Raw genomic sequence first — 15,155 nt, 5'->3', positions numbered from 1 at the left:
CGTCAAGGGGTACACGAGGCGTAGTCTCGGGAGGTTGAAGAAATACTCGATGCGGTCTGAACACATCGTTGATTCATGAACGCAGGGGAGCGGTACTGTGACCAACACAAGCACGCCAAGCACGCCAAGCACGCCAAGCACGCTCGGCACACCAGGTACTAACCGAAAAGTCATCATTCTGGCTATTGCTGGTGCGATCGGTGGTTTTCTCTTCGGTTTCGACTCCTCGGTCATTAACGGTGCCGTCAATGCCGTTCAGAAGGAGTTCGCCCTCAGCGGCGCACTCACCGGCTTCGCCGTGGCCTGCGCACTCCTCGGAGCCGCGGCCGGCGCGTTCTTCGGCGGACGTTTCGCTGATCGCTACGGTCGTATCCCCATGATGGTTGTGGGTGGCGTTGTGTTTCTGGCCAGCTCCATCGGGTCCGGCTTCGCATTTGGCGTCGTTGACCTCATCGTCTGGCGGGTCATTGGTGGCTTGGGTATCGGGCTCGCGTCGGTTGTGGCGCCCGCCTACATTGCGGAGATCTCCCCACGTCACATGCGCGGCCGGTTGGGCTCGCTGCAACAGCTCGCCATCACCCTCGGTATCTTCACCGCGCTCCTCTCGGATGCCGTGTTTGCCAATGCCGCCGGCGGTGCCAGTGGAATGTACTGGTTTGGTCTCGAGGCTTGGCGATGGATGTTCCTCGCCGGGGCGGTACCGGCCATCGTCTACGGTGCTATCGCGTTCGCACTGCCCGAATCGCCGCGTTTTCTGGTGCTCAAGGGACGCGAGAGGGACGCCCGTGCCGTGTTCCTGAAGATCTGGCCCGCGGGTGATGTCGACCGCGAACTTCGCGACATGAAGTCGTCGATCACCGACGACCAGCGTTCCCAGCGGTCGGGGTCGCTTCGTGGCGCGACCTTCGGCCTCAAGCCCATCGTCTGGGTGGGAATCATCCTCTCGGTGTTCCAGCAGTTCGTGGGAATCAACGTGATCTTCTACTACTCCACGACCCTGTGGGAGGCCGTGGGCTTCGCTGAGAGTGACTCCCTCACGATCTCGGTCATCACCTCCATCACCAACATTGTCGTGACGCTGGTGGCTATCGCTCTGGTTGACCGGATTGGTCGACGCCCCATCCTGCTCGCTGGTTCGGTCGGCATGACGGTGTCCCTCGCCACCATGGCCCTCGCCTTCAGCCAGTCCGAAACCATCAACGGTGCGCTGAGTCTGCCGGGTGCCTGGGCACCCGTGGCCCTCGTTGCCGCCAACCTCTTTGTCATCTCGTTCGGCGCCTCGTGGGGCCCGGTCGTCTGGGTACTTCTCGGAGAAATCTTCCCCAACTCCATTCGCGCGAAAGCACTCGGTCTGGCTGCCGCCGCGCAGTGGATCGCAAACTTTCTGATCACCGTGAGCTTTCCCCCCATGGCGGATCTTTCTTTGCCCATCACCTACGGAATGTACGCGCTCTTTGCGGGGCTCTCGTTCTGGTTCGTCCTCGTGAAGGTGCCCGAGACCAATGGGATGTCGCTGGAGCAGGCGGATACGCTGCTTCCGCCCAAAAACGCGGCACGCAAAGCACGTGGCGGTAACAGCTCAGATCACCGGACAGCCGAGAAGAGCGCCCGCTAGCCGAACGCGTCCGACAGCCGCCCCCAAACGAAGGGCACCCGAAGTGGAACTCGCGCGTCGCTGAGCCCGGCGCGTACTTTTGCCTGATAACAGGTAAAGGAAGAGTATGCCCAAACGTGGTTTTGCCGTGGTGCACGTCGAAACAACGGGACTCTTTCCGTATCGCAACGATCGAATCCTCGAAATTGCCGTGGTTCTCACCGACGCGGCTGGACGAATCACCGGTCGCTGGCACACCATCGTCGATCCGGGGCCGGGCTCGGACAAGGAACCAGCCGAGCGGGAAGACGCTCCACTGGCGCCCACCTTCGACCGGGTCGCACCACTACTCGTCGAGCTGGTGTCAGGTCGCGTCCTTGTCTTCCACGACGCGCAGTTTGGCACCAGCTTCCTGATGAGCGAATTCGAGCGGATGTCGTATCGGCCTCGTCGGGGTATGGAGGCCATTTGCACGATGCAGCTGGCGCGCGAATTCTTGCCGGGGGCCGGCCGCTCCCTGTCGGATTGCTGCGCCGCCTTCGACATCGAGATCGAGCAGGACGCCGATGCTCTCGCGCAGGCCACCGCGACCGCGCAGCTCTTCGCCGCCTACGTTCAGAGTGATCCTGATCTGCCCGTGTGGACCCTAGCGCTCGATCGTGCCGCACACACTCCGTGGGCACCGCTCGAGTCCCCGCGGGCAGCCTGGGTGCCCCGGGCCGTCGCGCCCGACTCGCCCACACTGAGCTCACCAGCCCGTAGCTTTCTCGGCCGTATGGTGTCACGGATGCCTGACTATTCGGGTCCGGACGCACACCTTGACTTTCTTGCCCTGCTTGATCGGTGTCTGCTCAATCGCCGCATCGACGCCGATAACCTGCGCATGCTCGTGCAGCTGGCTGCCTTCAGTGGAATCAGTGTCGCTGTGTGTACCGAACTCACCACCAGCTACGTTGCAGACCTAGCGAGGGTCGCACGAAAGTCGGGCGCACTCTGCCAAGCAGATCGAGGTGACCTTCTCGGTGTTGCAGCATCGCTCGGCGTTTCCGCGTCGGTGGTGAACAGCGTCATCGACCCGCCGCCTGGTGACGTGGGCGCGGGTACCGTCCAGCTGTGCGAGCCGGTGCCTTTGGTGCGGGGCGATATTGTCGTCCTGTCGGGTGACCTGGCCCGGTCACGAGCCGACTGGCATCGTGAGCTGAACGCTCGAGGATTCCGCGTGGCATCCGCTGTCACGATGCGCACGCGCCTTCTGGTGGTGGCGAACCCGCGAGCCAGCACGGGAAAGTCGGGAAAGGCCGTTGACTACGGAATCCCCATGGTGTCGGAGTTCCGTCTGCGGTCCCTGATTGGGGTGAGGTAGAGGTGCTGCGTTAGCGACGCCTCTCCGCCTCACGTTCGCGCGCGCAGTCGATGCAGAATTCCGTTGCCGGCTGGGCTTCTAGTCGTTCGCGGCCAATCGCTTCGCCGCGGCGCGTGCAGAAGCCGTAGGTTCCGATGTCGACACGCTCCAACGCCTGGTCAACACGGGCGAGCTTGTCAGCGAATTCCTGCTGCACACCCGAGAGGCGTGACCACTCCATGGTGAGGGTGGGCCCTTCCGGATCGTGCTCATCGTCCTGCGTTCCATCGCGGGCCACTCTCACCTCGTCGAGCGACCCGGTCAGGCGGGCAAGCTCGGTGGCGAGCTCCGTACGCAGCTGCCGCAGGCTCTTCTGAAAGCGCCGCAGTTCCGCAGAGGTAAGCGCTGTCATGACCATGATTGCTCCATTCGTCGGTGAGGAGAGAGGCAACTGTTACCCGGGCTGGATGGGTACGTGTCACAACCGTCCGCGGAATACCCGGAAGTATACGCCTGGGTTTACGTCCGCAATAGGAGTGGTGCACGTGATGGAGCGTGTCAGATCAGGTCGCGGAGACAGTCCTCAACGCTCACCCCACGCACGCGGGCGCGCTGGGTGAGTCGGCTGAAATGATCCGCGCTGAGCGTCACCGTGATGCTGTGTGCGTCACTCAGGTTGGTGGTGTCGTCATCGAAGGAGAAAAGTTCCGTGTGGGCAAATGTCACCGGGCGAACATCGGTGCTGGTGGGCGTTCGTGCTGAGCCAGCTGAGTCTGCTGAGTCTGCCGACGCTGCCGACGCTGCCGACGCTGCCGACGCTGCCGACGCTGCCGACGCTGCAGCGATCCCTGATGCGGTGTAACCGGGGCCACTGCGCACGGGGGTGCCACGCTGAAACGATTCGGAGGCCCCGCGGGCCCGCGTGTCGGCCGCTTCGTTCAGCGGATGATTCGCATGACCCTTCACCCATTCGAAGCGGTACCGGCGCCCCACGATCTCCGCGTCGATCTCCTTGAGCAGATCCACATTGAGCACCGGCTTACCGTCAGCCTTGCGCCAGCCCTTGGCCTTCCAGCCGCGCATCCACTTGGTGATGCAATTGATCACGTATTGGCTGTCACACAGCACCAGAAGGTCGTCGTCGATGTGCGCGGTGGCTCGGAAAAGCTCCAACACCGCCTTGAGCTCACCCTGATTATTGGTGGCGTGCTTCCATCCTCCTGCGGCCCAATTAGAATCATCGACGTACCAGGCCCACCCTGCCGGACCCGGATTGCCGAGGGCTGACCCATCGGCGGCAGCAGTTATTGTCATTGCCCCATTTAACCACCCGTGCGGGGACGAACCCATGTGTCCAACGTGTAACACGGTGCCCTCATCGAACGGGTGCGGCTGTGACCATCTGGTGACCGAACGTTAACGGTGCCCATGATTGGGCGAAACACGCTGCGGATAACGTCACATCTAGGTACAGATCACCAGAACCCAGGGAGCCCTCTTGACATCTACGTCCGCCCCGGCCGCCAGGCCCGGCATCTCGCCCGACGCGCTGCAGACTGCTGTTCTTGTTCACCGCCCCGGGCGCTGGATCGACAACTGGAACCCCGAGAACACGGCCCAGTGGGAGAACGGTGGAAAGTTCATTGCATCCCGCAACCTCAAGTGGTCTATCTTCGCCGAATTTCTGGGCTTCGTGGTGTGGCAGCTCTGGAGCATCGTGGTCGTGTCGCTGCCAGCGGCGGGCTTCACCTTCTCCACCGCCGAAATCTTCTGGCTCATCTCGATGCCGAGCCTGGTTGGTGCCACCCTGCGTTTTCCGTATACCTTTCTCGTTCCGAGGTTCGGTGGTCGAAACTGGACCATCATCTCTGCCGGGCTGCTTCTTATTCCCTCCATTGCACTGGGATTCTGCGTCGGAAACCCCGACACTCCTTTTGGTGTGATGCTGTTCGTCGCCGCACTTGCGGGCTTTGGTGGCGGTAACTTTGCCAGCTCCATGTCGAATATCACCTACTTCTATCCGCAGAGCCAAAAGGGATATGCCCTCGGATTGAACGCCGCTGGCGGCAACCTCGGTGCCTCGATGGCCCAGCTGATTGTTCCCATCGTCATCACCCTCGGCGCGGTGGGCACGCTCAACATCAGCCTCGCCGGCTGGTTCTGGGTGCCGTTCATCCTCGTCGCCATGTGGGGTGCCTGGAAGTACATGGACAATCTCAGCAGTGCGAAGGCAGACTTCGCCGGCTCGGTAGCCGCGCTCAGGGAACCGCACCTCTGGATTCTCGCGATGCTCTACATCGGAACGTTCGGCTCGTTCATCGGCTTCGCGAGCGTGTTCCCCAAGCTCATTGCCGATCAGTTTCCCACGTACTCCACCTTTCAGGTGGCCTCGGCGTCCCTGTCCCTCGCCTTCATCGGAGCCCTCGTTGGTTCGCTGGCTCGGCCGGCCGGGGGACGCCTCGCTGACCGCTTTGGCGGGGCATCCGTCACCGTGGTGGCTTTTGGGGTGATGGCGGTGGGCGCCCTCACCGTGACCGTGGTGCTGCCGCTCGGGAACTTCTGGGCCTTCCTCGCGAGCTTCGTACTCATCTTCGTGGCCACCGGAATCGGGAACGGTTCCACGTACCGCATGATTCCGAGCGTGTTTTCCGCTCGAAGCGGTGTCGCTGACGCTCACGTCAACTCGGGTGACGTCACAACCCAGCGCAAGACCGCCGCTGCCCTCGGCCTTATTTCCGCAATTGGCGCCTACGGCGGATTCATCATTCCGCAGGTGCTCGGTTTCTCCAAGACCACGACCGGCGACTACACGAGCGCCATCTACGGCTTTGCTATCGCCTACGTTGTGTTGATGGCGGTCACCGCATTCGTCTACCTGCGCCGCGGGTCGTCCGTCGCCGGTCAGCGTATTTAGGCCTCAGTTGTCTGGCCGTTCGAACGAAATGAGACCCACCGTGACCGCTCCTGGCGCTTCCACCTCCACCGGCCTGGCCACGCACTGCCCCTACTGCGCGCTGCAGTGCGCGATGACCCTCACCCCAACGGATGCCCCTACTCGCGTCGTCATCACCGGTCGTGAGTTCCCCACAAATCGCGGTGGTCTCTGCAAAAAGGGCTGGAGTGCAGCCGAGCTCATCGCGGCACCCGATCGGCTCCTGCAGCCCATGGTGCGCCAGACCGACGGCACTTTCGCCGGTTCCTCCTGGTCGGACGCCCTCGACCTCGTGGCCGAGCGGCTGCGTGAGACGCGCAGCCGGCATGGCGCGGACGCCGTGGGGGTCTTCGGTGGTGGGGGACTCACCAACGAGAAGGCGTACCAGCTCGGTAAGTTCACCCGGGTAGCGCTCGGATCAAGCCGCATCGACTACAACGGTCGCTTCTGCATGTCGAGCGCGGCGGCCGCGGGAAACCGGGCCTTTGGCCTCGACCGTGGGCTGCCGTTCCGAGTGGATGATCTTGACCGTGCCGACACGATTCTCATTCTGGGTTCCAACGTGGCCCAGACCATGCCGCCCTTCATCGGGCATCTCGAGGGAGCGCGCGCCGCTGGCGGCCTGATCGTTGTTGACCCGCGGCGCACGGCTACCGCGCGGCTCACCGATGATGGTGCCGGCATGCACGTGCAGCCCACACCGGGAAGTGACCTGGTGCTGCTCCTTGGCCTCACGCATATTGTGATCACCGAAAAACTCACCGACACCGCCTATGTGGCGGAACGCACCACGGGGTTCGATGCCCTGCGTCGGAGTGTGAGCCAGTGGTGGCCAGAACGGGTTCAGCAGCAAACCGGTGTTCCGGTCTGGCAACTACGCGAGCTGGCGCGGCGCCTTGCAGCGAGTGCGGCAGCCCGCACCGGCACCTACATTCTCACCGGGCGCGGCGTCGAGCAGCACGTCGACGGCACCGACACGGCAACGGCGGCAATCAACCTCAGCCTCGTGCTGGGTCTGCCGGGAACCCTGCACTCCGGGTACGGAACCCTCACCGGTCAGGGCAATGGTCAGGGCGGGCGGGAGCACGGTCAGAAGTGCGACCAGCTACCCGGTTACCGCAAGATCAGTGATCCGCAGGCCCGCGCCCACGTGGCCGGGGTGTGGGGCATTGATCCCGACACCCTCCCCGGCGTGGGGCTCCCTGCTGTCGAGTTGCTCACCACTCTGGGACAGCCGGGCGGGGTGCGCAGCCTGCTCGTGCACGGCTCTAACGTGGTCGTGTCTGCCCCGAACGCCGACCGGGTGCGCACTGCTCTGGCGGCACTGGATTTTCTGGTGGTGGCCGATTTCTTTTTCTCCGAAACCGCAGCGCTCGCCGACGTCGTGCTGCCGGTGACGCAGTGGGCGGAGGAGAACGGCACCATGACCTCCCTGGAAGGCCGTGTCCTCCGTCGCCGACAGGCCGTTGTGCCGCCCGCTGGCGTGCGCAGCGAACTCTGGGTATGGCACGAACTTGCTCGCCGCCTGGAGGCGCCGTCAACATTCAGCGCCGATCCCTCGGAGGTTTTCGACGAGCTGTGCCGAGCCAGCCAGGGTGGCCCGGCCGACTACTCCGGACTGAGCTATGCACTACTCGACGCCGAACTCGATGCTGAATTTCACGTTGAATCTCAGCCGGGTGGCGCAGCCGGTGCGTATTGGCCCTACCCCGTTGGCTCCACCGGCACCCCGCGGCTTTTTCTCGACCGATTCGCCCACCCCGACGGCCGCGCTCACCTGGTAGCAGTGCGCGCCCCGAACCGGCCGGAGGTCGAGCAGCGGGGCGGCGCCCTCACGCTTATTACGGGACGCCTGCTGGAGCATTACCAGTCGGGAGCCCAGACTCGCCGGGTGCCCGAACTGCAACAGGCTCAGCCGAACGCTCGAGTGCAGATTCACCCAGCCACTGCGCACGGCCTCGGTATCGTGGACGACGACTGGGTGGAACTCAGTAATAACCGCGGAACCGTGCGTGCTCAGGCCACCGTAACCGTCGACATCCGCTCGGATACCATTTTTCTGCCCTTTCACTTTGCCGGCGATCAGCGGGCGAACCTGCTCACTGACGACGCGACCGACCCGATTTCCGGCATGCCGGAGTTCAAGAAAACGGCGGTGCACGTGCGCGCTCTCGTGGAGGCGGCGGCCCATGTCTGAGCGAACGGGCGGCGGCCCCGAACGCATCGTTCTCGTTGGGTACGGCCCGGTAGGCGCCCGATTTGTGGAGGAACTCCTCCCCGCGGTGCGTGCCGGCCACCTGACGCTCACTGTCGTGGGCGCAGAGAGCGCCGATGCCTATAACCGTGTGCTCATTGCGGAATACGCCGTGGGGCACGCCGATCGCGAGAGCCTGGAGATCACCGACACCGACGCGGCACGCACCGCGGGCGTGCAGTTTCACACCGGCATGACCGTTACCGCCATTAACCGAAGCCGCCGCACCGTGACCGTCGGCGACAGCACTCAGCTGCCCTACGACCGTCTCGTGCTGGCCACGGGGGCCCGTGCCAACATCCCCACCCTCGACGGCGTCACGCGCGTGCGGCATGACAAGACCAGGCCGGCAGCGGATGCCACGCGCCTCGACGCCAACGGCGCCTCACTCCCGCGCGGAGTGACGGTGCTGCGTGACCTCGACGATGCCCAGCGCGTGCTCGCGGCCGTGCGGAATGAGCAGCGCATTGTGGTTCTCGGGGCCGGGGTTCTCGGCATGGAGATCGCGCTCGCCGCAGCCCGCGCGGGGAGTCAAGCCTGCGTGGTGTACCACGGGGAGATTCCCATGGCGAGAAATCTGGACCGTGGTGGCGGCACCGTGCTCGCCCGCAGTGCGCGGCGAGCGGGAGTCACCATGGTGAACCATTCTCGGGCCGAGAGCTTGCTCTTTCACATCGACGACGACGGTGTCGAGCGGTTTGACGCCCTGATTTGCGCCGATGGGAAGCAGATTCATGGTGACCTGCTGCTGCTCTCCTGTGGCGTGGGTGCACGAACGGAGCTCGCCGGTCTCGCCGGTCTCGACGTGTCCACCGGAATTCTCGTGGATGATCAGCTGCGCAGCTGGGCTGACCCGCACATTTACGCGCTGGGGGACTGTGCGCACGTGGCCCCGCGGCCCGGTCTCGGCGCGTCCCGGGCACTTCCGGCAGGCGGTCCGTCGGGGTTGATCGGACCCGGGTGGCGTCAGGCCGACTGGCTCGCGGGACGCTTCACGGCCGAGCTTGCGGCCGAGATTGCTGCCGAGTTCGGCGCAAGGGGCGAGCTTTATCTGGGTGCCGGGCTTGCCGCGGGCACTGCCGCGGTCGTCATGCTGAAGGCCGAGGGCGTCGACGTAGTTGCGGTGGGAAATACCATGGCCGACCCCTGGGACGAGAAGCTGAGCGATCATGCGGCGGGCTGCGGGGATGCCCGACTCAGTGTCTCGCAATGGTCAGACCCCGAGCACCTTCGGTATGTGAAAATGGTGACTCGCGGGGGTATCCTCGAGGGTTTTGTGTGCGTGGGGATGCCGCGCACCGCCGCCGAACTCACCCTGCTCTTCGAGCGCGGCAGTGAGCTTCCCGCCGACCGTTCCGTGCTGCTGCGCTATGACGGGCCGGACTACGAACCGACGGCCGGGAGTGCGTTCGCAGCTGATGCCACGGTGTGCTGGTGCAACGGCGTGAGTGTGGGTGCCATCATGGCCGCGGCAAGCGGTGGTGAGACCACGGTGGCGTGCATCGGGGCGGCAACTCGGGCCGGTACCGGGTGTGGCGGCTGCCGGGGCCGTATCGGCGAGGTTCTCGAGCGGTTCACCGAGGCCGGAGGGCCGCAGGAAGTTACTGCCTGAGTGGGAAGAACGTCTAGGTCACGTTCACAGAGACCTCGTGCAGTCCGGTTGCGCCGTCCGGAGCCACCGCGCGCGTGACCGAGGTCTGAACGAGACCCTCCGCATCCGTTGCCCGCACGGTAATCGAGTGGGCACCGGCGGCAGCCGGCCAGGTGAACATCCACTGGCGCCAGGTGTCGGCAGAGATGGCATCGGCGAGCGTGGCATCGTTCCACTCGCCGCCGTCGATCTGCACCTGCACTCTGCTCACTCCCACATACTGCGACCACGCAACGCCCGCGACAACGACCTGCCCGGCTTCCACCTGCACGCCGGCGCGCGGCACATCAATACGCGACGAGAGTTTCACCGGGCCGAGTTCCGACCAGCCTCTCGGAGTCCAGTAACCCTGCTCCTGATCGAAGCGGGTGACCGTGAGTTCAACCACCCACTTGGTGGCCGAGACGTAACCGTAGAGACCGGGAACAACCATGCGCACCGGGTAACCGTGCTCGAGCGGAAGCGGGTCACCGTTCATCCCCACGGCGAGAATGGCGTTGCGGTCGTCGGTGAGGGCTTCGAGTGGCGTTCCGGCGGTGAAGCCATCGGAGCTGCGCGAGAGCACCATGTCCGCATCGCCCGTAGGTACGGCCCGGGCGAGCAGAGCACGAATCGGGTAGCCGAGCCACACGGCGTTCCCGATCAGGTCACCGCCCACATAGTTGGACACGCAGGCAAGCGTCGTGGTGCTCTCCTCCAGCGGCAGGGCGAGCAGCTCGGCGAAGGAAATCTCGATTTCGTTCTCCACCATGCCGGTAATGCGGAGGGTCCAGGTGCTCGGGTCGATCCGGGGCACCTGCAGGGCGGTATCAATGCGATAAAAATCGGCGTTGGGCGTGATGATCGGCGAGAGTCCCGCAACGTCAAACGATGCCCCGGCCGCAATCGGAACGCCGGGAACGGATGCCGGAGGCAGCGTGAAGAGCGCGCGCGCGGCATCCGTTGCCCGAGTTCCGGCCAGAAGGAGCTGGCCACCGATGAGCGCGAGGATTCCGACGCCGGCGCTGGCACCGGTGAGGGCGAGGAAGCCACGGCGATCGAGGGTGCCCTCTCCGACCGGCCGGTTGCTGAGCCGACGCGTGAGAACGGCGAGCACGAAGGCGCCCACGCCGGCGGCCGCGATCGAGGGGACGGCGTCGAAGACCGCGGACTCGGAGCGGGTGAGGGCAGCGACGAGTGCGAGGCCGGCGGCGGCAACCACGATCAGTCGCCCCCACGGGGGTCGGCGGTATTCAACAATTCCGGCTACGGCGGCCAGCACGACCACGACGAGACCGATGCTGATGATGAGCACAATCTTGTCGGCCGTGCCAAAGAGGGAAATCACGAGGTCTTTGACAGCCGCCGGCACGAGGTCGATGATGAGGGCGCCAACGGAGAGCACCGGACTTGCCGTGGGAGCCAGAACAGCGGCCACCAGCTCGGCGACTCCGAGGGCCGCGATCGCCGCGGCCACGCCGGCAACCGCCGGACGCCAGAGAGCGGCCAGGCTGTTCGGGCGCTGAGCCACGGTGGTGGGCGCGGCGGTGGGCACGGCGTACGTTGACTCATCACTGCTGGACATGACTCCAGCCTAGAACCGTTCCCTGAACCCAGGCCCGTCCCGTTCCCCGTCCCGTTCCCCGTCCCGTTCCCCGTCCCGTTCCCCGCACCGTTCACCAGGGCACAGCGAAGTAGTGCAGTCTTAAGGGAACATGTCACTTCTCACGAGTCTCCCCAACGTAACCGACCCCGACGTTCTCTTCGAGGCGTTCGAAAACTGGGCGACCGAGCAGGGGCTCTCGCTCTACCCGGCTCAGGAAGAGGCGGTCATCGAGATCGTGTCGGGTGCCAACCTCATCCTCAGTACCCCCACGGGCACTGGCAAGTCGCTCGTGGCGGTCGGAGCGCACTTCGCCGCGCTGTCCGCGGGTAAGCGCAGCTTCTACACGGCCCCGATCAAGGCGCTGGTGAGCGAGAAGTTCTTCTCGCTGGTGGAGACCTTCGGTGCCGAAAACGTGGGCATGATGACGGGCGACTCGTCCGTGAATGCGGATGCCCCCATCATCTGCTGTACCGCTGAAATTCTGGCGAACCTCGCGCTGCGTCACGGCGAGGACACCGAGGTCGATCAGGTGGTGATGGATGAGTTCCACTTCTATGGCGACCCGGAACGTGGCTGGGCGTGGCAGGTGCCGCTGCTCCTGCTGCCGCGCGTGCAGTTCATCCTCATGTCGGCCACGCTCGGTGACGTGCGGTTCATTGCCGAAGACCTGTCGAAGCGCACCGGGCGGGACACCGCGATCGTCACCGGTGTGGAGCGCCCGGTACCGCTCAACTTCTACTACGAGACCACTCCCGTGCATGAGACGGTCGAAGACCTGCTGCACACGCAGAAGGCGCCGGTCTACATTGTGCACTTCTCGCAGGCTGCCGCGCTGGAGCGAGCGCAGGCGCTCGCAAGCGCCAAGGTGGCCACCCGGGAGCAGCGCGACGAGATAGCCGAACTCATTGGTGAGTTCCGCTTCACGACCAGTTTCGGCAAAACCCTGTCGCGCCTCATTCGCATGGGGATCGGCGTGCACCACGCCGGAATGCTGCCCAAGTATCGGCGCCTCGTGGAACAGCTCGCACAGCGCGGCATGCTGCGGGTCATTTGTGGAACCGACACCCTCGGCGTGGGCATCAACGTGCCTATTCGCACGGTGCTGTTCACGGCGCTCACGAAGTATGACGGCGTGAAGATGCGCCAGGTGCTCGTGCGGGAATTCCACCAGATCGCCGGGCGTGCCGGACGCGCGGGCTATGACACCGCCGGCACCGTGGTGATTCAGGCACCCGACCACGAGTCGGAGAACCTGAAGGCCATCGAGAAGGCGGGGGACGACCCGAAGAAGAAGCGCAAGATCGTGCGCAAGAAGGCGCCGGACGGCTTCGTCTCCTGGGGCGAACCGTCATTCCGCCGCTTGGTGGACGCCGAGCCGGAGACCTTGAGCTCGAGCATGCAGATGACCGCCGCAATGCTCATCAATGTGATCGGGCGTGGCGGGGACGCCTTCGCCCACGTGCACTCCCTCGTCTTTGATAATCACGAGCCGTGGAAGCGCCAGCTGGTGCTCGCCAAGCGTGCCCTCGGCATCTACAAGACGCTGCGGGAAGCCGGGATTGTGGAGCAAACCGCGCGAGGTCTCGACGGGCTCGAGCCAAGCATCCGCCTCATGATCGATCTACAGGCCAACTTCGCTCTCAACCAACCGCTGTCCCCGTTTGCGCTCGCCGCCTTCGAGCTGCTCGACCCGGATCCGGCCGTGGGTCCCGGCCCCGGAACCGGCAACTATGCCCTTGACATGATCTCCATTCTGGAGGCGACGCTCGACGACCCGCGGCCCGTGCTCATGGGCCAGCAATTCGCCGCGCGGGGCGAGGCCGTGAACGCCATGAAGCGCGAGGGGATTGAATATGACGAGCGGATGGCGCTGCTCGAGGAAATCACCTGGCCCAAGCCGCTCGAAGAGCTGTTGAACTACACGTTTGAGACCTACAAGGCGTCGCAGCCCTGGATCGCCGACTTCGAGTTGCGGCCCAAATCCGTGGTGCGCGACATGTACGAGCGGGCAATGTCGTTTGGGGAGTTCATCGCCTTCTACAAGCTCGCGCGGAGCGAGGGTGTGGTGCTGCGATACCTGTCGGACGCGTACCGCGCGGCCCGGCAGACCATCCCCGACGAGGCCAAGAATGAAGACCTGCTTGATCTGATCGAATGGCTGGGCGAACTGGTGCGCCAGGTGGATTCGAGCCTGCTCGACGAGTGGGAAGAACTGCTGCACCCGGACCCGGTGGAGCATGAGTCTGAGGCGCATGCACTCATGCCGCCCACGCCCAAGCGGCTCACGATGAACGTGCGGGCCTTCCGCATTCTCGTGCGCAACGAACTCTTTCGCCGCGTGCAGTTGGCTGCCCTCGAGCACTACGACGAGCTCGGCGACCTTGACAAGGAGCACGGGTTCACGGCCGACGTGTGGGGTGACTCGCTGGACGCGTACTTCGACGAGCACGATGAGATTCTCACCGGTGCCCCGGCGCGCAGCTCCGACCTGCTCATGATCGAGACCACGGCAACGAGCTGGACCGTGCGCCAGATTCTCGACGATCCGGCCGGTGACCACGACTGGGGAATCAGCGCGGAGATTGATCTGGAAGCATCAGACGAGCTGGGAGAAGCCGTCGTGCGCGTGACCGGCGTCAATCGCCTGTAACCCTCCCGGGTGGGGGCCGCCGATTCGGCCGATTAGGCCGAATCGCGCCAGACGATTTCGGTCTCCAGCAGAATCCCACCAAGCTCGGGGGCCTCACCGCGCAGCTGGCTGAGCACCGATTCTGCGGCGCGCTCACCCAGCTTGTTGGCGGGCTGGCGCACGGTGGAGAGCAGGGGCTGGCAGCGCACAGCCCAGGCGCTGTCGTCAAAGCCCACAATTCCCACGTCACCGGGCACGCTGCGGCCGGCCTCGCGCAGCGCGTTCAGCGCGCCCGCGGCAATAGCGTCGGACGCCGCAAAGACACCGTCGATGAGGGGGTCCCGTTCGAGCAGCATTCGCATCCCGGCCTGCCCGTCGGCGTAGGTGTACAGGGGGACCGAAGCCACCAGTGCCGGGTCGAAGCGGTCACCGAGCGCCGCCGTGAACCCCGCCAGACGGTCGATACCCGAGTCGCGATCCAGTGCGGCAACGATCATGCCGATGCGCCGTCGTCCCGTCTTCATGAGGCGTTCAGTGATCGCGCGGGCAGCCAGGGTGTTGTTGATGCTCACGTAGGGGAGGTCCACCAGGTCCAGCGGATGCCCCACGAAGGCCGCGGGCAGATCCAACCGTTCGATGACGCGGGTGATCGGGTCCTGCTCCCGAGCGGAGATGACGACAATGCCGTCCACAAATCCGCCACTGAGGTATCGGGCCACCCGTTCGGTGTCCCGATCGGACTCAATCACCAGGCTCACCATCTGGTAGTCCGCACGGGAGAGTGCGGTGTTGGCGCCGAGAAGGATCTCACCGATATTCGGGTCCTCGAGAAAAAGCGAGTGTGGCTCGTGCACGAGCAGGCCCACGGCCTGTGAGCGCTGCATCACCAGGTTGCGTGCCGCGGTGTTGGGAACGTAGCCAACCTTTTCGATAGCGGCCTCAATGGCGCTGCGGGCTTCGGCCGACACATAGCGCTCGTTGTTCACGACCCGACTGACCGTGCCGCGGGAGACGCCGGCTTCAGCAGCGACATCGTGGATCGTCGCGCGTTTGCGTCGCCTCGGAACGGTAACCATTTGATAACTGTACCGGCTTGTCACCTTGACACTCTGGTGCCAATCTATTTAGTGTGTGTACGTTCACAGAAATCTCAACGGGGAGTTATTCA

At 64.6% G+C, this 15,155-nt stretch carries 10 protein-coding genes; 6 read left to right on the top strand and 4 right to left on the bottom strand.

Annotated elements, in window-relative coordinates; all coding sequences use genetic code 11:
* Positions 1–97 precede the first annotated feature (97 nt).
* Both H4V99_RS11955 and H4V99_RS11950 read left to right on the top strand, forming a co-directional pair.
* The gene (locus H4V99_RS11955; RefSeq protein ID WP_280678560.1) at positions 98–1,615 is read left to right on the top strand and encodes a sugar porter family MFS transporter; all 1,518 of its coding nucleotides are present in this window, start codon (positions 98–100) and stop codon (positions 1,613–1,615) included.
* Positions 1,616–1,721: 106 nt separating this feature from the next.
* The gene (locus H4V99_RS11950; protein WP_280678558.1) at positions 1,722–2,957 is read left to right on the top strand and encodes an exonuclease domain-containing protein; all 1,236 of its coding nucleotides are present in this window, start codon (positions 1,722–1,724) and stop codon (positions 2,955–2,957) included.
* A gap of 10 nt (positions 2,958–2,967) precedes the next feature.
* Here the strand turns inward: H4V99_RS11950 and H4V99_RS11945 are convergent, their stop codons facing one another.
* Positions 2,968–3,348 carry a TraR/DksA C4-type zinc finger protein gene (locus tag H4V99_RS11945; protein ID WP_280678556.1) on the bottom strand — a complete coding sequence of 127 codons (381 nt, stop codon included), beginning with the start codon at positions 3,346–3,348 and terminating at the stop codon, positions 2,968–2,970.
* Between the two features lie 146 nt (positions 3,349–3,494).
* Positions 3,495–4,250 carry an RNase H family protein gene (locus H4V99_RS11940; protein ID WP_280678554.1) on the bottom strand — a complete coding sequence of 252 codons (756 nt, stop codon included), beginning with the start codon at positions 4,248–4,250 and terminating at the stop codon, positions 3,495–3,497.
* Between the two features lie 220 nt (positions 4,251–4,470).
* Between H4V99_RS11940 and H4V99_RS11935 the strand changes: the two genes are divergently transcribed.
* From H4V99_RS11935 to H4V99_RS11925, 3 genes are read left to right on the top strand one after another with little or no spacing between them, the layout of a single operon-like run.
* Positions 4,471–5,850: an MFS transporter gene (locus tag H4V99_RS11935; RefSeq protein WP_280680105.1), complete on the top strand. Its 1,380-nt coding sequence runs from the start codon at positions 4,471–4,473 to the stop codon at positions 5,848–5,850.
* 40 nt (positions 5,851–5,890) lie between these two features.
* A complete protein-coding gene (locus tag H4V99_RS11930; protein WP_280678552.1) occupies positions 5,891–8,065 on the top strand; it encodes a molybdopterin oxidoreductase family protein in 2,175 nt (724 codons plus the stop codon).
* Complete coding sequence (locus H4V99_RS11925; protein ID WP_280678550.1) at positions 8,058–9,734, top strand: FAD-dependent oxidoreductase; 1,677 nt, start codon at positions 8,058–8,060, stop codon at positions 9,732–9,734. Before H4V99_RS11930 ends, H4V99_RS11925 begins: the two co-directional genes overlap by 8 nt.
* Before the next feature lie 13 nt (positions 9,735–9,747).
* Here H4V99_RS11925 and H4V99_RS11920 read toward each other — a convergent pair whose 3' ends face one another.
* Positions 9,748–11,337: a molybdopterin-dependent oxidoreductase gene (locus H4V99_RS11920; protein ID WP_280678548.1), complete on the bottom strand. Its 1,590-nt coding sequence runs from the start codon at positions 11,335–11,337 to the stop codon at positions 9,748–9,750.
* Between the two features lie 130 nt (positions 11,338–11,467).
* Between H4V99_RS11920 and H4V99_RS11915 the strand changes: the two genes are divergently transcribed.
* Positions 11,468–14,008 carry a DEAD/DEAH box helicase gene (locus tag H4V99_RS11915; protein ID WP_280678546.1) on the top strand — a complete coding sequence of 847 codons (2,541 nt, stop codon included), beginning with the start codon at positions 11,468–11,470 and terminating at the stop codon, positions 14,006–14,008.
* 32 nt (positions 14,009–14,040) lie between these two features.
* Here the strand turns inward: H4V99_RS11915 and H4V99_RS11910 are convergent, their stop codons facing one another.
* Positions 14,041–15,063: a LacI family DNA-binding transcriptional regulator gene (locus tag H4V99_RS11910; protein WP_280678544.1), complete on the bottom strand. Its 1,023-nt coding sequence runs from the start codon at positions 15,061–15,063 to the stop codon at positions 14,041–14,043.
* Positions 15,064–15,155 lie beyond the last annotated feature (92 nt).

Origin of the sequence: Cryobacterium sp. CG_9.6 (genome assembly GCF_029893365.1) — a bacterium.
GTDB lineage: Bacteria > Actinomycetota > Actinomycetes > Actinomycetales > Microbacteriaceae > Cryobacterium.
The sequence above is the reverse complement of the archived record's forward strand: the minus strand, read 5'-3'. Positions and strand labels throughout refer to the sequence as shown.

Coding starts and splice junctions, on each gene's coding strand:
- H4V99_RS11925 (WP_280678550.1), top strand. CDS start 8,058: ATGTCTGAGCGAACGGGCGGCGGCCCCGAACGCATCGTTCTCGTTGGG.
- H4V99_RS11940 (WP_280678554.1), bottom strand. CDS start 4,250: ATGACAATAACTGCTGCCGCCGATGGGTCAGCCCTCGGCAATCCGGGT.
- H4V99_RS11950 (WP_280678558.1), top strand. CDS start 1,722: ATGCCCAAACGTGGTTTTGCCGTGGTGCACGTCGAAACAACGGGACTC.
- H4V99_RS11915 (WP_280678546.1), top strand. CDS start 11,468: ATGTCACTTCTCACGAGTCTCCCCAACGTAACCGACCCCGACGTTCTC.
- H4V99_RS11910 (WP_280678544.1), bottom strand. CDS start 15,063: ATGGTTACCGTTCCGAGGCGACGCAAACGCGCGACGATCCACGATGTC.
- H4V99_RS11920 (WP_280678548.1), bottom strand. CDS start 11,337: ATGTCCAGCAGTGATGAGTCAACGTACGCCGTGCCCACCGCCGCGCCC.
- H4V99_RS11945 (WP_280678556.1), bottom strand. CDS start 3,348: ATGACAGCGCTTACCTCTGCGGAACTGCGGCGCTTTCAGAAGAGCCTG.